18 protein-coding genes are annotated in these 22,478 nt (G+C 73.2%); 17 read left to right on the plus strand and 1 reads right to left on the minus strand.

From position 1 onward, the window contains the following. The first annotated feature begins 33 nt into the window (after positions 1-33). The 15 genes from ACT7CP_RS04290 to ACT7CP_RS04360 all read left to right on the plus strand — a co-directional run bounded on the left by ACT7CP_RS04290 (position 34) and on the right by ACT7CP_RS04360 (position 18,409). Positions 34-879, plus strand: a complete 846-nt coding sequence (locus ACT7CP_RS04290; protein ID WP_445443506.1) for a DUF5819 family protein — start codon at positions 34-36, stop codon at positions 877-879. Next, positions 876-2,069 carry an HTTM domain-containing protein gene (locus ACT7CP_RS04295; protein WP_445443507.1) on the plus strand — a complete coding sequence of 398 codons (1,194 nt, stop codon included), beginning with the start codon at positions 876-878 and terminating at the stop codon, positions 2,067-2,069. Before ACT7CP_RS04290 ends, ACT7CP_RS04295 begins: the two co-directional genes overlap by 4 nt. A gap of 45 nt (positions 2,070-2,114) precedes the next feature. Then, the gene (locus ACT7CP_RS04300; protein ID WP_445443508.1) at positions 2,115-4,580 is read left to right on the plus strand and encodes a DNA polymerase III subunit gamma and tau; all 2,466 of its coding nucleotides are present in this window, start codon (positions 2,115-2,117) and stop codon (positions 4,578-4,580) included. Positions 4,581-4,586: 6 nt separating this feature from the next. Then, positions 4,587-5,186 (plus strand): recombination mediator RecR, encoded by a 600-nt coding sequence (gene recR / locus ACT7CP_RS04305; RefSeq protein ID WP_307503041.1) that lies wholly within the window; start codon positions 4,587-4,589, stop codon positions 5,184-5,186. A gap of 112 nt (positions 5,187-5,298) precedes the next feature. Then, positions 5,299-6,564, plus strand: coding sequence for an aspartate kinase (locus ACT7CP_RS04310; RefSeq protein WP_160469838.1), 1,266 nt, complete (start codon positions 5,299-5,301; stop codon positions 6,562-6,564). Positions 6,565-6,592: 28 nt separating this feature from the next. Next, the gene (locus tag ACT7CP_RS04315; protein ID WP_445443509.1) at positions 6,593-7,687 is read left to right on the plus strand and encodes an aspartate-semialdehyde dehydrogenase; all 1,095 of its coding nucleotides are present in this window, start codon (positions 6,593-6,595) and stop codon (positions 7,685-7,687) included. An 87-nt stretch (positions 7,688-7,774) separates the two neighbouring features. Beyond that, entirely contained in the window at positions 7,775-9,253 is a 1,479-nt protein-coding gene (locus ACT7CP_RS04320; protein ID WP_445443510.1) for a malate:quinone oxidoreductase, read from the plus strand. A 70-nt stretch (positions 9,254-9,323) separates the two neighbouring features. Beyond that, positions 9,324-10,502, plus strand: coding sequence for an Rv2578c family radical SAM protein (locus tag ACT7CP_RS04325; protein WP_445443511.1), 1,179 nt, complete (start codon positions 9,324-9,326; stop codon positions 10,500-10,502). Positions 10,503-10,598: 96 nt separating this feature from the next. Further along, positions 10,599-11,306 carry a sigma factor-like helix-turn-helix DNA-binding protein gene (locus tag ACT7CP_RS04330; protein WP_413963776.1) on the plus strand — a complete coding sequence of 236 codons (708 nt, stop codon included), beginning with the start codon at positions 10,599-10,601 and terminating at the stop codon, positions 11,304-11,306. Beyond that, positions 11,307-11,981 (plus strand): thymidine kinase, encoded by a 675-nt coding sequence (locus tag ACT7CP_RS04335; RefSeq protein WP_413963777.1) that lies wholly within the window; start codon positions 11,307-11,309, stop codon positions 11,979-11,981. A gap of 404 nt (positions 11,982-12,385) precedes the next feature. Continuing rightward, positions 12,386-13,780: a tyrosine-protein kinase domain-containing protein gene (locus ACT7CP_RS04340; protein WP_445443512.1), complete on the plus strand. Its 1,395-nt coding sequence runs from the start codon at positions 12,386-12,388 to the stop codon at positions 13,778-13,780. Positions 13,781-14,085: 305 nt separating this feature from the next. Then, positions 14,086-15,081 carry a hypothetical protein gene (locus tag ACT7CP_RS04345; protein WP_445443513.1) on the plus strand — a complete coding sequence of 332 codons (996 nt, stop codon included), beginning with the start codon at positions 14,086-14,088 and terminating at the stop codon, positions 15,079-15,081. Beyond that, positions 15,078-16,883: a DUF4012 domain-containing protein gene (locus tag ACT7CP_RS04350; protein WP_445443514.1), complete on the plus strand. Its 1,806-nt coding sequence runs from the start codon at positions 15,078-15,080 to the stop codon at positions 16,881-16,883. Before ACT7CP_RS04345 ends, ACT7CP_RS04350 begins: the two co-directional genes overlap by 4 nt. An 87-nt stretch (positions 16,884-16,970) precedes the next feature. After that, positions 16,971-17,561: a sortase gene (locus ACT7CP_RS04355; protein WP_413963781.1), complete on the plus strand. Its 591-nt coding sequence runs from the start codon at positions 16,971-16,973 to the stop codon at positions 17,559-17,561. Between the two features lie 305 nt (positions 17,562-17,866). Next, positions 17,867-18,409, plus strand: a complete 543-nt coding sequence (locus ACT7CP_RS04360) for a RodZ family helix-turn-helix domain-containing protein (RefSeq protein ID WP_445443515.1) — start codon at positions 17,867-17,869, stop codon at positions 18,407-18,409. A gap of 39 nt (positions 18,410-18,448) precedes the next feature. Here the strand turns inward: ACT7CP_RS04360 and ACT7CP_RS04365 are convergent, their stop codons facing one another. After that, positions 18,449-18,844: a VanZ family protein gene (locus ACT7CP_RS04365; RefSeq protein WP_413963783.1), complete on the minus strand. Its 396-nt coding sequence runs from the start codon at positions 18,842-18,844 to the stop codon at positions 18,449-18,451. Between the two features lie 219 nt (positions 18,845-19,063). Between ACT7CP_RS04365 and ACT7CP_RS04370 the strand changes: the two genes are divergently transcribed. Together ACT7CP_RS04370 and ACT7CP_RS04375 are read left to right on the plus strand one after the other, a co-directional pair. Then, positions 19,064-20,095, plus strand: a complete 1,032-nt coding sequence (locus tag ACT7CP_RS04370; RefSeq protein ID WP_445443516.1) for an LLM class flavin-dependent oxidoreductase — start codon at positions 19,064-19,066, stop codon at positions 20,093-20,095. Between the two features lie 92 nt (positions 20,096-20,187). Then, positions 20,188-22,443, plus strand: a complete 2,256-nt coding sequence (locus ACT7CP_RS04375; protein ID WP_445443517.1) for a transglycosylase domain-containing protein — start codon at positions 20,188-20,190, stop codon at positions 22,441-22,443. Positions 22,444-22,478 lie beyond the last annotated feature (35 nt).

The raw sequence follows: 22,478 nt of genomic DNA on the forward strand, positions 1-22,478 counted from the left end.
GGACCCACCCGACGCACCAGGGGGACGGCGAACATGACCGACACGACCCACCCGCACGACACCGAGGCGGACCTCCAGGATCCCCAGGGCGATCCGCCGGTCCCTCCCGCTCCGACCGAGCCGGCGGCGCGTCCGCCGCTGACCCGCGGGGCCCGCATCGGATCGGCCGTCGCGGCCCTCGTCGTCGCGGTCTACATCGCCACGACGATCCTCATGGTCATCCCGCAGAGCAGCACGACCCGCGCGCTCACGGCTCCGGCCCGCCCCTACTTCGGGCAGCAGTGGAACGTGTTCGCCCCGTCGATCCAGAAGACCAACCGCTACCTCCAGATGCAGGCGCAGTGGCGCGACTCCTCGGGCGCCCTGGTGAAGAGCGAGTGGGTGGACATCACCGACGCCGAGTACGAGTCCGGCGACGGCCACGTCCAGCCGTCGCGCACGAACAAGCAGAGCGCGAACCTGCTGAAGACCTACAGCACCCGCTACCAGGCGCTCTCCGAGGAGCAGCGCCGCGTGGTGCAGGACACCTTCATCCGCCGCACCGACGACGGCTTCGCGGCCAAGACGCCCGCGTCCCTCGTCGAGCAGCTCACGGGCCTCGCCGACGGCACGACCGGACGGGTCGTCTCGTTCCTCCGCTACGACTACGTGATGAAGGAGTTCGCGACCTACTGGGGCACCGCGTACTTCGGCCGGGAGGTCGAGCGGGTCCGCTGGCGCGTGGTCACGACGCGGCCGAACGACTACGACCACCGGCTCGACGAGGAGCGCCAGTACACGCCGTCGGCCCGCACCTTCGGGTGGCGGCACGTCGACGACATCATCGATCCGCAGGCGCTCAGCGCCTACCAGGGAGTGGTGGAGAGGTACGCACGATGAGCACCCGCACGAACGACACCCGACCCGTGGACACCCCCGTCCCCGCCTCCGCGCGACCCGGCCCCCGGGCCCAGGCGGCGGCCCGCGTCCGGCAGGTGATGCAGGACCGCGAGCTCATCCGGGCGCTCCGTCGCCCGGCGGGCTGGCCCCGCGGAGTCGCCACCTGGATGACCGAGCGCGAGCACGCGACCTACAGCTTCGCCGCGCTCCGCATCACGCTCGGCTCCGTGATCCTCCTCGTGCTCGTCACGTGCTTCGCCGACCGGCACTACCTCTGGGGCGTCGGATCCCGCTTCATCGACCCGGAGTCCACCCGCCGCGCCTGGCCCCCCTTCTTCACGGGCCTGTTCTCGAAGACGGACGCGACGCTGTTCGACCTCGCGTACCTCGCGCTGGCCGTGCTCGCCGTCCTCTTCACGCTCGGCTGGCGCGCGCGCATCGTGACGCCCTTCCTCCTGCTCCTCTGGATCGGCCTCTCCACGAACAGCACTCTGCTGACCAACGGCGGCGACACCGTCATGCGCCTCACGCTGTTCTTCGCCCTCTTCGCGGACCTGTCCCGCCACTTCTCGCTCGACGCCGTCCGGCGCCGTCGCGAGGCGGAGCCGGGAGCACGCGGTCCGTCCGCCGCCGTGGTCGCCGCCCGACGCGTCGCCGCGCGGATCCCGAGGCTCGTGAAGGTGCTGCTGCACAACACCGCACTCGTGCTCTGCGCGTACCAGATCATGCTCATCTACGTGAACTCCGCGATCCTCAAGCTGCAGGGGGAGGAGTGGCGGGACGGCTCCGCCACCTACTACTCGCTCGTCATCGACGGGTACCGCCCCTGGCCGTGGCTCAGCGACCTCCTCGCGCAGGCGAGCATCGGCGTCGTCCTCGCGAGCTTCGCCGCCATGGCGTTCCAGGGCCTCTTCCCGCTGCTGATCCTGTGGCGGCCCACCCGCATCGTCGCGCTCGTGGTCATCACGGGCATGCACGTGATGATCGGGGTCCTGCTCGGGCTCTGGCCGTTCTCGCTCGCGATGATCGCGCTCGACTTCCTGTTCGTGCGCGACGCCACCTGGCGGGAGGGGCTCGTGCTGCTCGGCCGCTGGCGCACGGGCGCCCCCGACCGGATCCGCGGCCTGCGCGACGCGCGCGCCCGCCGCTCCTCCCCAGCCGCGTCGATCGAGGCCCCGGCCGAGGGCTGACCCGGGGCGGCAGGACGGTCGGGGGTGCCCGGTATCCTCGGGAACGTGGTCACCGCCCTGTATCGCCGTTATCGGCCAGAGAACTTCGCCGAGCTCATCGGCCAGACGCAGGTGACGGATCCGCTGCGCACGGCGCTCCGCACCAACCGCGTCAACCACGCCTACCTCTTCAGCGGTCCGCGCGGCTGCGGCAAGACCACGTCGGCCCGCATCCTCGCGCGCTGCCTCAACTGCGCCGAGGGCCCCACCGACACCCCGTGCGGCGTCTGCCCCAGCTGCGTCGAGCTCAGCCGCGACGGCAGCGGGTCGCTCGACGTGGTCGAGATCGACGCGGCCAGCCACAACGGCGTCGACGACGCGCGCGACATCCGCGAGCGCGCGGTCTTCGCCCCGGCGCGCGACCGCTACAAGATCTTCATCCTCGACGAGGCGCACATGGTCACGCCGCAGGGCTTCAACGCGCTGCTGAAGATCGTGGAGGAGCCGCCGGAGCACGTGAAGTTCATCTTCGCGACCACCGAGCCCGACAAGGTCATCGGCACCATCCGCTCCCGCACGCACCACTACCCGTTCCGCCTCGTGCCGCCCGCGCAGATGCTCGACTACGTGGAGCACCTCTCGAAGGAGGAGCACGTGCAGGTCGCGCCGGGCGTCCTGCCGCTCGTCGTGCGCGCCGGCGGGGGATCGGTGCGCGACACCCTGTCGCTCCTCGACCAGCTCATCGCCGGCTCGGAGGACGAGAGCGTCGAGTACGAGCGCGCCGTCGCGCTCCTCGGCTACACGCACGCCGCCCTGCTCGACGAGGTCATCGACGCGGTCGCCCGGCACGACGCGGCCGCCGCGTTCGCCGGGGTCGACCGGGTCATCCAGACCGGCCAGGATCCGCGCCGCTTCGTGGAGGACCTCCTCGAGCGCCTGCGCGACCTCATCATCGTGGGCGCCACCTCCGCCGAGGGCGCGGCCGCCGTCCTGCGCGGCACCCCGGAGGACGAGCTCGAGCGCATGCGCGCGCAGGCCGTCGCCTTCGGCGCCGTCGAGCTGTCCCGTGCGGCCGACGTCGTCAACGCCGCGCTCACCGAGATGACCGGCGCCACCTCGCCGCGCCTCCACCTCGAGCTCCTGGTCGCCCGCGTGCTCGTGCCCGCCAGCGACGACACGCACCGCGGCGCCCTCGCGCGCGTCGAGCGCCTCGAGCGCCGGGTGGGCGTGGCCGACGCGGGAGCGGATCCGGTGCCCGCGGCCCCGGCCGCCCGCGCGACGGCTCCTGCCGCGGCGCCCGCTCCCGCCGCCGCGCCCGCCGCCGCGCCCGCCGCCGCGCCTGCCGTCACCGCTCCGGCATCCGCCGCGCCGACGCCCGCCGCGCGCGTCGAGGCTCCTGCCGCTGCCGCCCCGCCTGCCGCTCCCTCCCGCCCGCCCGCCTCCCCAGCGCCCGCGGCTGCCGCTCCCACTGCCCCCGCGGCGCCCGTCGGCCCGGTCACGTTCGAGCAGCTCCGCGACTCCTGGCCGTCGGTCGTCGAGGCCGTCGAGAAGGCCAAGCGGAGCGCCTGGCTCGTCGCCGTCACGGCCACGCCGCGCGCCCTCGCCGGCGACGTGCTCACGCTCGGGTTCATCAGCGCCAACGACGCCGAGAAGTTCAAGGAACGCGGCGCCCCGGGTCAGGGCGTCAGCGACATCCTGCGCACCGCGATCCTCGACGTGCTCGGCCTCCGCGTGAAGTTCATCGCGCGCGTCGAGCCGCACGGCGGCACCGCTTCCCCGTCCACCGGCGGACCCGCGCCCACGGCCCCGGCTTCGTCCCCGTCGGACGCCTCCCGTGCCCCGGCCTCGCGGCCGGCCGCGGGCGGCTTGCGCACGGGCAGCGACGGCGTCGCCCCCGCCCCGCGGTCCGCCCCGCCCGCGGCCCGGGCATCCGCGGGCGCCGCACCTGCCGCCGCGCCCGCAACGAAGGCCCCCGCGAAGACCGCACCGGCGGGCGGCGGATGGGCCACCGTCGCCATCCCCACCTCCGACCCCGGCGCATCGGAGGCCCCTGCGGATCGCCGCGCACCCGCCTCCCGGCCGGAGCGGGCGACGCCCCCGGCCGCGACCTCTCCCGCTGCCCCCGCCGCATCGCCCACTCCGACGCGCGCGTCCGCCGCTCCCGCGCGCGGATCCGCCGTCGTCCCCGACGCGCACGTCCCCGACTTCGAGGAGCCCGAGCCCGACGAGTTCGGCCCCGCCGAGCCCGGCTGGGCCACGGGCGAGGCGACGCCGGACGCGGCCCCGCCGGTGTCGCGCCCCGCACCGGCCCCGCAGCGGCAATCGGCCCCCGGTGCCGATGCGTCCGGCCCGACGGCCCGTCCGGACCGCGCCCCCGCCACGTCGCCCGCCCCGGCCACGCCCGCACCCGCCGCCGCACCCCAGCGCTACGGCGAGTCCGTCGTCCGCGAGATCCTGCAGGCCAGCTTCATCGAGGAGAAGCCCGTCGAGCGCAAGGCCCGCCCCACCATCCGCCCCACAGGTCAGGACTAGCGCCGCATGTACGAGGGAATCGTCCAGGAGCTGATCGACGAGCTCGGCCGCCTGCCGGGCATCGGCCCGAAGTCCGCCCAGCGCATCGCCTTCCACATCCTGCAGACGGAGACGTTCGACGTCTCGCGCCTGGCGGAGGTGCTCACGGTCGTCCGCGACAAGGTGCGCTTCTGCGCCATCTGCGGCAACGTCAGCGAGCAGGAGACCTGCGGCATCTGCCGCGATCCCCGCCGCAGCCCCGCCACCATCTGCGTGGTAGAGGAGGCCAAGGACGTCGTCGCCATCGAGCGCACGCGGGAGTTCCGCGGGCTCTACCATGTCCTCGGCGGGGCCATCAGCCCCATCGACGGCATCGGACCGGACGACCTCCGCATCCGCCAGCTCATGCAGCGCCTCGCCGACGCCACGGTCACCGAGGTCATCATCGCCACGGACCCGAACCTGGAGGGCGAGGCGACCGCCACCTACCTCTCGCGGCTGCTCTCCACCTTCGACATCCGCGTCACGCGCCTCGCCTCCGGCCTGCCGGTCGGCGGCGACCTCGAGTACGCCGACGAGGTCACCCTCGGCCGCGCCTTCGAGGGCCGGCGCCTCGTGGGGGAGTGACCGCGGCGGCACGCCGCCCGGCGCGCACCGTCACACGGCGGGCCCACCGGGACCCCCGCCCTAGAATCGACATCCGGGCCGCCCGCGCCCACCCGAGACCCAGGAGTCGCCCGTGAGCCTCATCGTGCAGAAGTTCGGCGGATCGTCGGTGGCCGATGCCGAGAGCATCAAGCGCGTCGCGAAGCGCATCGTCGCCACCCGCAAGGCCGGCAACGACGTGGTCGTCGCGGTCTCCGCCATGGGCGACTCGACCGACGAGCTGCTCGACCTGGCGCACGAGGTCACGCCCATCCCCGCTCCGCGCGAGCTCGACATGCTCCTCACCGCGGGCGAGCGCATCTCCATGGCGCTGCTCGCCATGGCCATCAAGAGCATGGGCTACGACGCCCGCTCCTTCACCGGCAGCCAGGCCGGCATGATCACCGACGCCCAGCACGGCGCGGCCCGCATCGTCGACGTCACCCCCGGCCGCGTCCGCGACGCGCTCGGCGAGGGCGCCATCGCCATCGTCGCCGGCTTCCAGGGCTTCAACCGCGGCACCGGCGACATCACCACGCTCGGCCGCGGCGGATCCGACACCACGGCCGTCGCCCTCGCCGCCGCCCTCGGCGCCGACGTCTGCGAGATCTACACCGACGTCGACGGCATCTTCACCGCCGACCCCCGCGTCGTCCCGCTCGCCCGCAAGATCGACCGGATCACGAGCGAGGAGATGCTCGAGCTCGCGGCGTCCGGCGCGAAGGTCCTCTACATCCGCGCCGTCGAGTACGCCCGCCGGCACGGCGTCCTGCTGCACGTCCGCTCCTCGTTCACGCACAACGAGGGCACCATCGTCTACAACCCCACGGATGGAGAGAATGTGGAAGAGCCCGTCATCGTCGGCGTCGCCGCCGACCTCAGCGAGGCCAAGGTCACGATCGTCGGCGTCCCCGACGTCCCGGGCAAGGCCGCGCAGATCTTCACCATCGTCGCCAAGACCGGCGCGAACATCGACATGATCGTGCAGAACGTGTCGGCCGCCGCCACGAGCCTCACCGACATCTCCTTCACGCTGCCGAAATCGGAGGCGCAGCGCGTCCTCACGGTCCTCGCCGCCGAGAAGGACGAGGTCGGGTTCACGGGACTCCAGCACGACGACCAGATCGGCAAGCTCGCGCTCGTCGGCGCCGGCATGCGCACCAACGCGGGCGTCTCGGCGCAGCTGTTCACCGCGCTGTCCGACGCCGGCATCAACATCGAGATGATCTCCACCAGCGAGATCCGCATCTCCGTCGTCACCCGTGCCGACACCATCGACGAGGCCGTCCGCGTCGTCCACCACGCCTTCGGGCTCGACGCGGACGACGTCGCCGTCGTCCACGCCGGCACCGGCCGCTGATCCGCACGCCCGCCAGGAGGAGACACCCGTGACCGACACCGCCCCCACCGGATCCGCCACCCCCGCCGCCGAGGGAGCCGGCCTCCGCGTCGGCGTCGTCGGCGCCACCGGCCAGGTCGGCGCCGTGATGCGCCGCCTGCTCGAGGAGCGCGCGTTCCCCATCGCGGAGATCCGGTTCTTCGCCTCCGCGCGCTCGGCCGGCTCCACGCTGCCGTTCGCCGGCCGCGACGTCGTCGTGGAGGACGCCGCCACCGCCGACCCCACGGGCCTCGACATCGCTCTCTTCTCCGCGGGCGCCACCACCTCCCGCGCCCAGGCGCCGCGCTTCGCCGAGGCGGGCGTGCTCGTCATCGACAACTCGAGCGCCTGGCGCATGGACCCCGACGTCCCGCTCGTCGTCTCCGAGGTCAACCCCGAGGCCATCGCCGACGCCCGCCGCGGCATCATCGCGAACCCCAACTGCACCACCATGGCCGCGATGCCGGTCCTCAAGGTCCTGCACGAGGAGGCCGGCCTCACGCGCCTCGTGGTGAGCACGTACCAGGCGGTCTCCGGATCCGGCCTCGTCGGCGCCGAGGAGCTCGCGGGCCAGACGGAGGCCGCGATCGCGCAGGGGCCGGATGCGCTCCGCCGCCTCGTGCACGACGGCCGCGCCGTCGAGATGCCCGAGCCCGCCGTGTACCAGCGTCCCATCGCGTTCGACGTGATCCCGCTGGCCGGCAGCATCGTCGACGACGGCCTGTTCGAGACGGACGAGGAGAAGAAGCTCCGCAATGAGAGCCGCAAGATCCTCGGCCTCCCGGAGCTCCTCGTCAGCGGCACCTGCGTCCGCGTGCCCGTGTTCACCGGCCACTCGCTGTCGGTCAACGCCGAATTCGCGTCGCCGCTGAGCGTCGCGCGCGCCACCGAGCTGCTGTCCACCGCGCCCGGCGTCGAGCTCTCCGACATCCCCACGCCCCTCCAGGCGGCCGGCACCGACCCGAGCTACGTCGGCCGCATCCGCGCCGACGAGGGCGCGCCGGAGGGCCGCGGGCTCGCGCTGTTCATCAGCAACGACAACCTCCGCAAGGGCGCCGCGCTCAACGCCGTGCAGATCGCCGAGGTCGTCGCGGCCCGCCGCTGATCCCTCCCCAACAAGCGCACGGAAGGGTGCCCGTACCACCCCTCGCGGCTCCGGAGGGGCTCGGGAGGGCGGGCGTACACTGATCCGGTGAGTGAATCAGCGGAACCGGTAGACGTCGTCCTCGTCGGCGGCGGGATCATGAGCGCGACGCTCGGGACCCTCATCAAGCAGCTCGAGCCCGACTGGACCATCCAGATCTTCGAGCGCCTCGGCGAGGTCGCGATGGAGTCGAGCAACCCGTGGAACAACGCGGGAACCGGCCACGCGGCCCTCTGCGAGCTGAACTACACGCCGGAGAAGGACGGGAAGATCGAGATCGGGTCCGCGACCCGCATCAACGAGCAGTTCCAGCTGTCCCGCCAGTTCTGGGCGCACCTCGTCACCGCGGGCGCCGTGCCGGAGCCCAAGGAGTTCATCAACCCCACCCCGCACATGACCTTCGTGCGCGGCGAGGAGAACGCGCAGTACCTGCGCCGCCGCTTCGACGCGCTCCGCGCGCACCCGCTCTTCGCGGACATGGAGTACTCGGAGGACCCCGCGGTCATCCACTCCTGGGCCCCGCTCCTCGTGCTCCAGCGCGACAAGTCCGAGGTCATCGCCGCCACGCGCTTCGAGGGCGGCACCGACGTCGACTTCGGCGCCCTCACCCACAAGCTCGTCGACTACCTCACCGAGCACGGCGCGGCCCTGCACCTCAACCACGACGTCCGGCGCATCTCGCGGAACGCGGACGGCACCTGGCACCTCGACGTCCGCAAGGAGGTCGGCCGCTCCACCGTGCGCGTCGACGCGAAGTTCGTCTTCATCGGCGCGGGCGGCGGCGCCCTGCACCTGCTGCAGAAGGCCGGCATCCCCGAGATCAAGGGCTTCGGCGGCTTCCCCATCAGCGGCGAGTTCCTCCGCACCGACGACCCGATGATCGTGGCGCAGCACCAGGCGAAGGTCTACGGCAAGGCCGCCGTCGGATCCCCGCCCATGTCGGTCCCGCACCTCGACACCCGCGTGGTCGACGGCCAGGCGTCCCTGCTGTTCGGGCCGTACGCCGGCTTCAGCCCGCGCTTCCTCAAGAAGGGCTCGCTGCTCGACCTCTTCACGTCGATCCGCCCGCACAACATCATCCCGATGCTCGCGGTCGCGAAGGACAACCTGAGCCTCATCAAGTACCTGGTCGGCCAGCTGCTCGCCTCCAAGGAGACGAAGTTCGACGCGCTCCGTGAGTTCATGCCCACGGCGGATCCGAAGGACTGGTACCCGATCACCGCGGGCCAGCGCGTGCAGGTCATGAAGAAGGACGCGAAGAAGGGCGGCGTGCTGCAGTTCGGCACCGAGGTCGTCGCCGCGGCCGACGGCAGCATCGCGGGTCTCCTGGGCGCCTCGCCGGGCGCGTCCACGGCCGTGCCGATCATGCTCGACGTCCTGGAGCGCTGCTTCCCGGACCGCATGGACGGGTGGCGGAAGCCCCTCGTCCGCATGATCCCGAACTACGGGACGCTCGTCGCCTCCGACCCGCGGAAGACGCCGCGGATCGTCGCCGAGACCGCCGAGGTCCTCGAGCTCCAGCACTGACGAGACGGGTGGGCGGGCACGCCCCGTCCACCCGTTCGCGCTCCGTTCGAATGTGTGTTCGAATGGGCGCATGAGATGGAGCGCGCAGAAGCTGTCCGACGCGAGCGCCGACGCCCTCCCGGGGCTCGCGCGCCTCAGCAACCTCGTGCAGAGCGTCCGCACCCCGGAGTTCCAGGGCGTGACGTTCCACGAGGTGCTGGCGAAGTCGGCGCTCAACCGGGTGCCGGGGGAGTCGAAGGTCATGCCGTACGGCTGGACCATCAACCCCTACCGCGGGTGCACCCACGCCTGCGTCTACTGCTTCGCCCGCCCCACGCACGAGTACCTCGACCTCGACGGCGGACGCGACTTCGACGACCAGATCGTGGTGAAGGTCAACGTCGCGGAGGTCCTCGCGCGTGAGCTCGCGAAGCCCACCTGGACGCATGATGCGGTCGCCCTCGGCACGAACACCGACCCGTACCAGCGGGCGGAGGGCCGGTACGCGCTCATGCCGGGCATCATCGCCGCGCTCGCGTCGTCGGGCACCCCGCTGTCGATCCTCACGAAGGGCACGCTCCTCCGCCGCGACCTGCCGCTGCTCCGGGAGGCCTCGGCGGCCGTGCCCGTCGACCTGGCCATGAGCATCGCCGTGCTCGACGACGACCTGCAGCAGTCGGTGGAGCCGGGGACGCCCACGACCGCCGCGCGCCTCGCCACCGTCACGGCGATCCGGGAGGCGGGCCTCGACTGCACCGTCTTCATGATGCCGATCCTCCCCATGCTCACCGACTCCGTCGAGCACCTCGACCACGCGCTCACCCGCATCCGCGCGGCCGGCGGCACGCGGGTCCTCTACTCGGCGCTCTACCTGAAGCCGGGCGTCAAGGAGTGGTACCTCGAGTGGCTCGAGCGGGAGCGGCCGGAGCTCGTGGGCCGCTACCTCGACCTGTACGCGCGCGGCGCCTACGCACCCGCGGCGTACCGGCAGTGGCTGAAGGCGCGCATGGACCCGCTGGTGCGGCGGCACGGGCTCGGCGGCGGCCGGGTGGATCCCCGCACCGGCGGCGTCCTGTCCCGGGCGGACCTGCCCGGCCTCGAGGGGCGCGCCCCCGGCGGCCGGCCGCGTCCCGGCTGGAGCCAGGAGGGCGCCGACAGCCGCGCGGTCACGAGCCGCGGCCGCGGCAGCTGGACCGAGGCCCCCGCGCCCGGCCCGCTCGTCGCCGCGGCGCTGCCGGCCGGCCCCGCCACGCAGGCCACGCTCTTCTGACCCGGGCTCCGGCCCGCCGCCCGCTCGTCGCCGCTGCGGCTGTCCGGGGACGCACCCGCGTGTCCCGCTGGTCCGGCCCCTGGTTACAGTTCTGACATGACCACCCTGCGCGACCCCGGGGCGGGCACGCGCGGCGCCACCCGGCGCCAGGCACCGCGGCCCGTGCGCGTCGGCGTGCTCATGGGCAACGAGTCGGCGCTCGACGAGGTCTGCGCGATCCTCCGCGCCCGGGCGCCCGAGGTCGACGTGGTCGTCAGCACCACGGGCTGGCTGCAGCTGATCCGGTCGCCGCGGTTCCCGACCGACATCGTCGTGGTCGACCACGACCTCCCGGACGCCGTGAGCATCGAGGGCCGCATCCGGTCCTGCCGCGCGGCCGGGGCCGCCGTCGTCGTGCTGTCGCGCTCGGGCGCGGAGGCCGTCCGACGGCGCCTGCTCGACGCGGGCGCCGCGGCCCTGGTCACGGGCCCGATGGCGGCGGGCGACATCGTCACCGCCGTCCGCGGTGTCGCCGCGGGCGCGCGATCCGGCCACCGGCGCGCGGACGACGCGGCGGACGACGCGGCCCGCGCGGCCGCCCGAGCATTCGTGAGCCCGCGCCTCAGCCAGGGCGAGGAGCAGGCGCTCCGGCTCTACGTCACGGGCCGGTCCACGCAGGACGTGGCGCAGGCGATGAACGTGCAGTACGAGACCGCGAAGACCTACCTGCGCCGCGCCCGGGCGAAGTACCGCGTGGTCGGCCGGGTCGCCGGGCGGCGGGCCGACCTGATCGAGCGCGCCGCCGAGGACGGCTACCTTCGGTAGATGGCCAAGCTCTACTTCCGTTTCGGTGCGATGAACAGCGGCAAGAGCACGTCGATGCTCCAGGCCGCCTACAACTACGAGGAGCGCGGGCAGCACGTGCTGCTCACGAAGCCCGTCATCGACACCAAGGGCGACCGCGACATCGTCTCCCGGCTGGGCGTCAGCCGGCCGGTCGACTTCCTGCTCGAGCCGGAGGCGGACGTCTGGCAGGAGTTCGGGATCCACCGCGAGCGGGTGCTGCAGGACAAGGGCGGGCCGACCGCGTGCCTCCTCGTGGACGAGGCCCAGTTCCTCCGCGAGTCCCAGGTGGACGACCTCCTGCGCATCGCGATCCTGCAGGACGTGCCCGTCATCGCGTACGGCATCCGCACGGACTTCCAGACGGTCGCGTTCCCCGGGAGCCGGCGCCTGCTGGAGATCGCGCACAGCCTCGAGGAGATGAAGACCATCTGCCGCTGCGGGCGCAAGGCCGTGTTCAACGCGCGCCAGGTGGGCGACCGCTTCATCTTCGACGGCGACCAGGTCGCCATCGACGGCGCGGACGTCACCTACATGTCGCTCTGCGGCGCGTGCTACCTCGCGGAGAGCGGGGGAGCGCTCACGAGCGGTCGGCCCGTGGAGACGAGCGCGACGGTCTTCGGCTACCCCGCGGGCCCCGACGCGGACTTCGCCTGACCCGATCCGCGGACGGGCCGGCAGGCGGGACACGCGCGGCCGGCGATCCTGCCGCGCACGGCCCGCGTCGCGTCAGTCGCGCAGGAAGCGGACGCCGTACGCGGTCAGCGCGCCGGTGATGAGCAGGGTGGCGAGGGGCACGAGGGCGGCGCAGACGTCGAGCATCGGGGTCCGGATCTTCTCTTCGGGTGAGCGGTCGGGCGGGGTTCCACGAGCGGGGCGGTGGGTGGCCGTTCCCCGGCCCCACGCTAGCCGGTCCATCCGACCCCGCCGCCGCCCCAGATGCTGGGGCGCCGTCCGCGGAAGGTCGTTCCCGGTGCCGGGGAACAGGAGGGGGTCCGCGGCTGTGGGAGCATGGGCACGGACGCCACCGGGGGGCGTGCCATCGACGAGGGGGATCGCCTGTGGAACTGCGTGAATACATCCGGATCCTGCGACGATCGTGGATCCTCATCCTGCTGGTGCTCCTGCTCGGCGTGGGTGCCGCGGCCGGCTACTCGCTGGTGCAGACGCCGGAGTACCGGGCCTCGTCCAAGGTCTTCGTCTCGACGCAGTCGGCGGGCACCGTGCAGGACCTCAGCCAGGGGAGCACGTTCACGCAGCAGGCCGTGAAGAGCTACGCCGACGTCGTCGCGACGCCCGTCGTGCTCGAGCCGGTCATCGCGCAGCTGGGGCTCGACGTCACCGCGGAGTCCCTCGCGCCGAAGATCACGGCCACCGCCGCGGCCGACACCGTCATCATCCAGATCTCCGTGGAGGACGAGGTGGCCGAGTCGGCCGCCACCATCGCCAACGCCGTCGCGCGCAGCTTCACCGACGTCGTCGCCGAGCTCACGCCGCTCGACGCCAACGGCCAGCCGCAGGTGAAGATCACGACGCTGCAGGAGGCGCGCATCCCGGGGGCCCCCGTGTCGCCGCGCGTGCCGCTCAACCTGGCGCTCGGCGCGCTCATCGGCCTGGCCCTCGGCGTCGCCGTGTCCGTGCTGCGCTCGACGCTCGACACGCGGATCCGCGGCGAGCACGACCTGCGCCTCGTCACGCACGCGCCCATCCTCGGCGGCATCGCCTTCGACCCGAAGGCCAAGGAGCGCCCGCTCATCGTCCAGTCGGACCCGCGCAGCCCGCGCGCCGAGTCCTTCCGCAGCCTCCGCACCAACCTCCAGTTCCTCGACTTCGGCGGCCGCGCGCGCAGCTTCGTCATCACGAGCGCGGTGGAGTCCGAGGGCAAGTCCACGACGAGCGCCAACCTCGCCATCGCGCTGAGTGACGCGGGTGCCCGGGTCGCGGTCATCGACGCCGACCTCCGCCGCCCGAAGCTCGCGTCCTACCTCGGGCTCGAGGGCGCCGTCGGCCTCACCGACGTGCTCATCGGCCGCGCGGAGCTGAAGGACGTCCTCCAGCCCTGGGGCAACCGGAACATGTTCGTGCTGCCGGCCGGGCAGATCCCGCCGAACCCGAGCGAGCTGCTCGGGTCGCGCACCATGGTCGCCCTGCTCAAGGAGCTCGAGGCCGAGTTCGACACCGTGCTCATCGACGCGCCGCCGCTGCTGCCCGTCACCGACAGCGCGGTCCTCTCGAAGAGCGCGGGCGGGGCGATCCTCGTCGTCTCCGCCGGCCGCGCGCACCGCGGCCAGGTGCACGCGGCCATCGAGTCGCTGCACAGCGTCGGCGCGGAGGTGCTGGGCGTCGTCCTCACGATGCTGCCGACCAAGGGCCCGGACGCCTACGGGTACGGCCAGTACGGCTACTCGTACGTGCGCCCCGAGGGCGCGGAGCGCCCCACGCCCGCCGCGTCCTGACCCGCAGCCGACCCGTGTCGTGCCGGGCCCTCGTGCGGGGGCCTGTACGATCCGGGTGACACCACCGCTCGACCCCGCATCACCCGTCGTGCGCACCGCGGGCCCGTGCTCCGTCCCAGGAGCGGGTCACGGCTCGTCGGCGGGGCGCGGACCGGACCCGGCCGCCCGCGAGGGAGGGCCGCCCGCGCGCCGCACGATGCCCGCCACACCGGGAGACACCATGTCGGCTCACGCCGAGGCGCGACCGCGCCGCTCCGGAGGACGCCCCTCCGGCCCCCGCGCCCCTCGACCCCGGGGAGCCGCGCGTGGCTAGGACGACGCCCGACGGCCGGAAGCCGATGGCGGTCACGGGCAAGGCCAAGCGCCGCCGTCCCTCGCTCGGTCGCCTCATCCCCGGCGTGGGCGTCACGGCCGCCGTCGCGTTCCTCGTCATCGACGTGATCCTCGTGTCCGCCGCGGTCACCCGCACGGAGGAGGGGGCGCCCACGAGCACGGACAGCCCCGCGCCGTCCGCCCCCGCGAGCATCGAGGCCGCCGCGGATCCGGCCTCCACCCCGACCCCCGCGCCGAGCGCCGCCGCGGCCACGACCGTCGCGGCGCCCACGGTCCTCCTCGCCGCGGGCAACGCAGAGGTCGCCTGGCGCACCACCGCCGGTTCCTGCACGGGCGAGCCCGCGCGCATCCAGACCACGATCGACGAGGGCCGCACCTGGGACACCCGCACGACGGGCACGTTCGACGCGCGACGCGTCCTCGCCCTCCAGGTCGAGAGCCCGGACGTCGGCAGCGTCGTCGCGGACGTCACCGCCGCGTGCTCCCGCACCACCCTGCAGAGCTTCACCGGCGGCGAGTTCTGGCGGGACGCCCCCGCCCAGACCGCGACCACCGCGTACATCGACCCCGAGCAGCCCGGCACGGTCCACCTCGTCCAGGGTGAGCAGGACGCGCCCTGCGACGACGCCGTCCAGGCCGTCGACAGCGGCCAGGCGGCCGCGGTCCTCTGCGGCTCGGGCGCGCTGCACGTCCGATCCGGCAGCGGCGACTTCCGCCGCATCGACGCGCCCGGCACCCTCGCCCTCGCGCTCGGCGCGGACGGGATCCTCACGGCCGGCACCGCGGAGTCGTGCGCCGGCACCAGCATCGGCCGCATCGTCCCCGCCTCGGGCGACGTGAGCGTCCTCGGCTGCGCGGCGGCCGTCCCCACCAGCGGCTCCGTGGCCCTCTCGGCCGCCGGCCGCGACGTCTGGCTCCTCACCGGCGACGCCGTGAGCATCTCCACCGACGGAGGGGCCACCTGGTGACCCCCGTGACCGACGTCGCGCGGTCGCCGCGGCGCCCGTGGACGCGGCGCCGCATCCTCCAGGTCGCCGGGGCGGCCGTCGCCGTCCTCCTGCTGCTCTGGATCGTGTGGATCGCCGCCCGGGCCCTCCTCGCCCGCGGCGAGCTCGAGCAGGCCGTGCCGCTCGCGTCCTCCGTGCAGCGGGACCTCCTCGCCGGCGACTCCTCGGGTGCCGCCACGAGCGTCGCCCAGCTCCGCGAGCACTCGGGACGCGCGGTGTCGCTGACGGGTGATCCCGTCTGGGCCGTCACCGAGCACGTGCCCTTCCTCGGCCCGAACCTCCGGGCCTTCCGCGAGATCTCGGGGATCGTCGACCGCATCGGCGGGGACGCCCTCGAGCCGGTCGTCGGGATCGCCGGGTCGCTCGACGTCAGCGCCCTCACGCCGAAGGACGGACGGCTCGACCTCGACCCGATCGTCGCCGCGCAGGAGCCCGTCCGGCAGGCCGACGACGCGCTCGACACCGCCCTCGCCGACGTGACCGCCATCGACACCGGCGGCACGGTGCGCCCGGTGACCGAGGCGGTGGCGCGCCTCCGGGAGACGGTCGGCAAGGCGGCGGAGACCCTCGCCGTCGTGCGCCACGTCACCGACCTGGCGCCCGCCATGCTCGGCGCCGACGGCGACCGCAGCTACCTCCTCATGTTCCAGAACAACGCGGAGGTCCGCTCCACGGGCGGCATCCCCGGCGCCCTCGCCCTCGTCCGCACGGGCGACGGCGCGTTCACCCTGAGCGGCCAGGACTCGGCCCGCGCCTTCCCGCGGCTCGCGGAGCCGGCGCTGCCGCTGGATCCCCAGACCGCCGGCCTCTACGGCACCATCACGGGCCGCTACATGCAGGACGTCACGCTGACGCCCGAGTACCCCCAGGCCGCACCGCTCGCGGCCGAGATGTGGCGTCTGAAGCACGGCGACGAGGTGGACGGCGTCATCAGCATCGACCCCGTCGCGCTGTCCTACCTGCTCGAGGCCACCGGGCCCATCACCCTCGCCACCGGTGACGTGCTCCGCTCCGAGGACGCGGTGGACCTGCTCCTCCACGACGTCTACCTCCGCTACCCGAACCCGGACGTGCAGGACGCCGTGTTCGCGAGCGTGGCCGACTCCGTGTTCTCGCGGATCTCGTCCGGCGACGTGGATCCCGCTGCCCTGGTCGCCGCGCTCGGCCACGCGGCCGAGGAGCGCCGCATCCTCATCTGGAACTCGCGGCCCGACGAGCAGGCGACCCTCGCGGGCACGACGTTCGAGGGCTCGCTGCCGACCGACAACGACGAGTCGACGGTCTTCGGCGTGTTCCTCAACGACGCGACCGGCGCGAAGATGGACTACTTCCTCTCCCTCGCGACCACGCAGGCCATGGCGATGTGCCGCGACGACGGCCGCCCGGACTACCGCACCGAGGTCATCCTCGGATCCACCGCCCCGGCCGACGCGGCCTCCCTGCCGTTCGTGGTCACGGGCGGGGGCGTCTACGGCGTCGCGCCCGGCGACATCAAGACGCGCGTCGCGGTCTACGGGCCGCCCGGCACGGTGCCCCTGAAGGTGGAGATCGACGGCCAGGACGCTCCGTTCCAGCCCGAGGTGGTGGGCGGCCGCGCGGTCGCGCAGGTCGAGGTCACGCTGGCGCCCGGCCAGGAGGTCCGCATCTCCGTGGACACGCTGGGGGACAAAAGGACCGACACCCCGCTCTCCATCGTCACGACCCCGGTCATTAACATGATCGCAACACAATTCCGCTCGCTGTCCTGCGACGCATCCCAGTAGTCTTCCCCGTGGGGGAATGATCGAAGGCGGACCCGAGTCCGTCCAGTGACCCCTGTGCACCAGAGAAACTCATACAGGGGGAACCACATGCTCAAGAAGATCCTCGCCGGAGCGGCCATCGCTCTCGCCGCGACGTTCACCGTCTCCACCGCCGCCACGGCTGCGCCCTACACGCCCGAGGGCGGCGTCACGGTCAGCGACCCGACCGTCGCGCCCGGCCAGAGCACGGTCCTGTCCTTCGCGGACGGCTCCTTCGCTCCCAGCGTCCCGGTCACCATCACCATCACCGGTGAGGACGCGGCCAACGCGACGCTCGCCTCCTTCCGCACGGCCCCCATGGCCGTGACGAGCAACTCCATCACCAAGAACTCGACCAGCGCCGGCGGCCTCCGCGTCACCGTCACGCTGCCCGCCGGTTCCGCGTCGGGCTCCTACGCCCTCACCGGCACCGACACCGAGGGCAACACCGTCTCCACCACGATCTCGGTCGTCGCGGCCGCCGGCTCCGGCACCGCGACCGGCGGCTCCGGCTCGACCACGGACGCCTCGGCGGGCCTGCCCGTCACCGGCGGCCAGCTCCCCGTCGTCCTGATCTGGACCGGTGGCGGCCTGCTGCTCCTCGGCGCCGCGCTCGTCGCGGTCCTCGCGACGGTCCGTCGCCAGCGCACCACGGTCTGATCCAGACCATGACCCGCGTCGCCTGACTCCCTCCGGAGCGGTGCGACGGAAGGCCCCGAGGCTCCTGCCTCGGGGCCTTCCGCCGTATCCGGCGTCGCATGACCCCAGTCCGGGGTCCATCCCGCTCGTGCGACTCCGCGCGGGCCCCGGACGCGGCTAGCATCGCCCTCGTGGGTTTACCCGACCCGCTGTCTGCCTGAAGGCGCCGACCCGAAATCGCGCGCCGCGGACACCACCGCCCCGAGGCGATACCCGTCGTGCCCCCGCACGTCCGTCTCGGGCGTACAAGTGAAGGCACACCCGAGATGCTCGCCAAGACCCTGGCGGGCGCGTTCGTCGCGCTCGCGATCACCGTTTCCGCCCCTCTCGCCGCACAGGCGGAGAACTACGTCCCCAAGGACTCCACCATCGCCTGCGGCGGGATGACCGTCACGCCCGCGGCCGTCGCGCCCGGCGAGTCCGTCACGATCACCGGCGCCGCCGGCTCCTTCCAGGCGGGGGAGGCCGTCGCCCTGCGCCTGGCCGCCTCGACCGGCGCACCCGCCGTCGCGGGCGACCCGGCCGCGTCCGTCACCGCCGCGGCCGACGGCTCCGTCTCCGGCACGCTCGTCGTGCCGACCACGGCCACCGGCGTGTGGCGCGCCAACGAGACCGCCGCGTCCGGCGACCACTGGTGCGGCCTCGTCTCCGTGGTCCCCGCCAGCGCGGGCACGGCCTCGGAGAGCGGCTCGCTGCCCATCACGGGCGGCACCCTGCCGACCGGCCTCGCGATCACCGGCGGCGGCCTGCTCCTCGCCGGCGCCGCGGCCGCGGGCATCGCGACGGCCCGCCGTCGCCGCGCGTCCTGACGCCCGGCACCGCATGAGCCCCGACGCGGGCGGATCCGATCACGACCGGAGCCGCCCGCGTCGTCGCGTCCGGAGGGCCACGACCGCCGCGAGCGCGGCGCCCAGGACGGCCCCGAGGCCGTTCGCCACCACGTCGGTGACGGAGGCCACCCGGGCCGGGAGGAACGCGCCCTGGACGAGCTCGACGCCCGCGGACAGCGAGGTGGCCGTGAGCGCGACGAGCCACCACCGACGCGGTCCCACCGCCAGGACGCCGAGCATGCCGAGCGGCGCGAACAGGGCGACGTTGGCGACCTCCTCGATCATCGAGTAGCGGAACCCGGGGAACCCGTGGTGCTGCACGAGGAGCACCCCGCGCATCAGGTACGGGTAGACCCCGCGGTCGACGCTGTCGGGCGTGAGCGTGACGAGCCCGACGAGGGCGACGTACGCCACGAGGAGCGCCGCAGCCTGCCGGCGGCGGACCCTTCCGCGCGCCCGGTCGCGGCGCGCGCCCCAGGGGGATCGCGCGAGTCCGTCCCCTCTCGGCTCGACCTGCCGCGGACGCCGCGACGGGGGAGCGGGAGCGGGGGAGGCGGGGTCCATGGCGGGCGCAGCCTAGCAACGGGCCGGTGACGCGGGAATGCGTTCCCGACACGGCCCGTTGGTCCGGAGGTGACCCACCTCGACCGCGTCCCGCTCAACGTCCTCGACCTCGCCCCGCGGCCCTTCGGCGGCACCAACGCCGACGCCGTCGCGGGCAGCATCCGCCTCGCGCAGGCCGCCGAGTCCGCCGGCTACTCGCGCTTCTGGGTGGCGGAGCACCACGGCATGCCGGGGATCGCGAGCTCCGCGCCCGCCGTGCTGATCGCGGGCATCGCCGCCCGCACCTCCACGATCCGCGTGGGCAGCGGCGGCGTCATGCTCCCGAACCACACGCCGCTCGTCGTCGCCGAGCAGTTCGGCACGCTCCGCGCGCTCTACGGCGACCGCATCGACCTCGGCATCGGCCGGGCACCCGGCACGGACGGCGCGACCGCGATGGCGCTCCGCCGCAGCGAGGCCGGCCTCGGCGTCGACGACTTCCCCGATCAGCTGCTCGACCTGGTGGGCTTCTTCACGGGCGCGATGGCGGACGACAACCCGCTGCGCGGCATCACGGCGGTCCCCGGGCTCGGCGACGCGCCGCAGATGTGGCTCCTCGGATCCAGCGGCTACTCCGCGCAGGTCGCCGCCGCCCTCGGGATCCGCTTCGCGTTCGCGCACCACTTCGCGGGCGACCGCACCGAGCAGGCGCTCGCGACGTACCGCGAGCGGTTCCGGCCGAGCGACGACCTCGCCGCGCCGCACAGCGCCGTCGCGGTGAGCGTCATCGCCGACGAGGACCCCGAGGTCGTCGACCGCGAGTCCCGCGCCGGCAGCATCACGTTCCTCCGCATGCGCCAGGGCGGGAAGCCGCAGCCGGTGGATCCCGAGGAGGCCGCCGCCTACCGCTTCAGCGACCTCGAGCGGGAGATCATCGGCGCCCGGAACCGCCGTCAGGCCATCGGCTCGCCGGATGCCGTGCGGATCGGGCTCGAGCGGCTGCTGACGAGCACGGGGGCCGACGAGCTGATCGTCGCGCCGTCGTCCACGACGCTCGAGCACCGCGTCCGGACCCTCGAGACGGTGCGCGATCTGGCCACCTCGGCGGCCCGCGCCGCCTGATCGTACGTGCACTCATCACATTTCGGCCACGGGGAGCTGGGACCCTCCCTGAGGCGGATGTGGCACCCCCGAGCGCGGGTTAGATTCGTACCATGAGGAAAACTGACCTGACCATCTCGACCCGGTTGGGCGCGTTCCTCGGACTCGTCGGCATGAGCACGATCGCCGGCGTCCTCGTCGCCGCCATGGTGACCCCTGCCATCGCCGTCTCGGGCATCGCGGCCAACAGCACCATCGGCGTGTTCGAGGACATCCCGGACAACCTGCAGATCGACAACCTCGCGCAGAAGACGGTCCTGTACGCCAAGCAGGGCGACCAGCAGGTGCCCTTCGCCGAGTTCTTCTCGCAGGACCGCGAGGAGGTCCCGTGGGAGGCCGTCTCGCCGTTCGCGAAGGACGCCGCGATCGCGACCGAGGACCCCCGCTACTACGAGCACGGCGGCGTCGACGTGCTGTCCGCCGCGCGTGCGCTCGCGCAGAACGTGCTCAACAAGGAGGTCCAGTCGGGCGCCTCCACCATCACGATGCAGTACGTCCGCAACGTCCTGGTGCAGAAGGCCCAGAACATGGTCGACTCCTCCGACGAGGCCACGCAGGCCGAGGGCCGCAAGGCCTTCACCGAGGCCACGCAGCCCGACATGCCCCGCAAGCTCAAGGAGATGCGGATGGCGATCGGGGTGGAGAAGAAGTACTCCAAGAACGAGATCCTCCTCGCGTACCTCAACATCGCGAACTTCGGCAGCCGGGTCTACGGCATCGAGTCGGCGGCGCGCTACTACTTCAACGTCTCCGCGGCGGACCTGAACCTCGAGCAGGCCGCGAGCCTCATCGCGACCGTCAACGCGCCCGAGATCTTCAAGATCGACAACCCGGACAACCTCGAGCGGAACAAGGAGCGTCGCGACCTCCTGCTGGCCAACATGCTCAAGGAGCAGAAGATCACGCAGGAGCAGCACGACGTCGCCGCCGCCGCGCCGGTCACGCCCACGATCACGCCCTCCACGAGCGGCTGCATCCAGGCGAACCCGATCTCGGCCGCCTACTTCTGCGACTACGTGAAGAACGAGATCCTCACGAACGCCGAGTTCGGCGAGAAGCCCGCCGACCGCGACGCGCTCCTCAAGCGCGGCGGCCTGCAGGTGTACACGACCCTCGACCTCGACATCCAGGCGAACGCCGCCGAGCAGATGCGCAAGCAGGTGCCGACGACCGCCCGCTTCACGAAGATCGGCGGATCCGTCGTCTCCCGCGAGGTGAAGACCGGCCGCATCATCGCGATGGCGCAGAACACCGACTACGGGGTCGCGCAGGACCAGGCCGGCGTCACCGAGATCAACTACTCGGCGGACAAGGCGCACGGCGGCTCCGCCGGCTTCCAGGTGGGGTCGACGTACAAGATCTTCACGCTCGTCGACTGGCTGAAGAGCGGCAAGTCGATCTACCAGACGGTGAACGCGTCGAAGACCCAGTGGAACCAGTCTGAGTTCCGCGCGTGCGGTGAGCGGATCGGCTCCGACTCCTACAAGGTCACGAACGACCGCAACACCGGTGCGACGGCGAACCAGACGGTCCTGCAGGCGACCGTGGCGTCCGTCAACTCGGCGTTCATCGCCATGGCAAGCCAGCTCGACATCTGCGAGATCAACCAGACGGCGAAGGACATGGGCGTCTACAACGCGGATCAGCGGGAGCTCCAGGCCTTCCCGCCGGATGTCGTCGGCTCGGGCGGCAACAACGTCGCCCCGCTCCAGATGGCCACCGCGTTCTCGTCCGTCGCGAACCAGGGCACCACGTGCCCGCCGATCGCGATCGACAAGGTCGTGCTCCCGGACGACTCCGAGCTCGTCACGCCGAAGAGCCAGTGCGCGCAGGCCATGAGCCCCGAGGTCGCGAACACGGCCGCCTTCACGCTGAAGGCCGTCATGGGCGGCACCGGCGCGGCGTCGAACCCGCGCGACGGCACCGAGATCATGGGCAAGACGGGCACGACCGACGCCTCGAAGGACACTTGGTTCGTCGGATCCTCGACCGAGGTCACCACGGCGGTCTGGGTCGGCAACGTGGAGGGCTTCGCATCCATGCGGCGCAACGTCCTCAACGGCTCGGCCGCGGACACCGCCCGCCACCGCATCTTCAAGCCGCTGCAGACCTTCATCGACGACCGCTACCCGGCGGAGGCCTTCCCCGCCCCGAGCAGCTCGCTGACGAAGCGCCCGTACGTCGCCCCGACGCCGAAGCCCTCGCAGTCCGCGGCTCCGACCGCTCCCAGCGCCCCGGCGGCGCCGGCACCGGCAGCCCCCGCGGCTCCCGCCCCGCCGGCCGCGCCCGCGCCCGGCACGGAGGACTGAGCCCGCGCTCGATGGGGAGCGCGCGCCGACGGCCG

The organism is Clavibacter rahimiani, assembly GCF_052654495.1.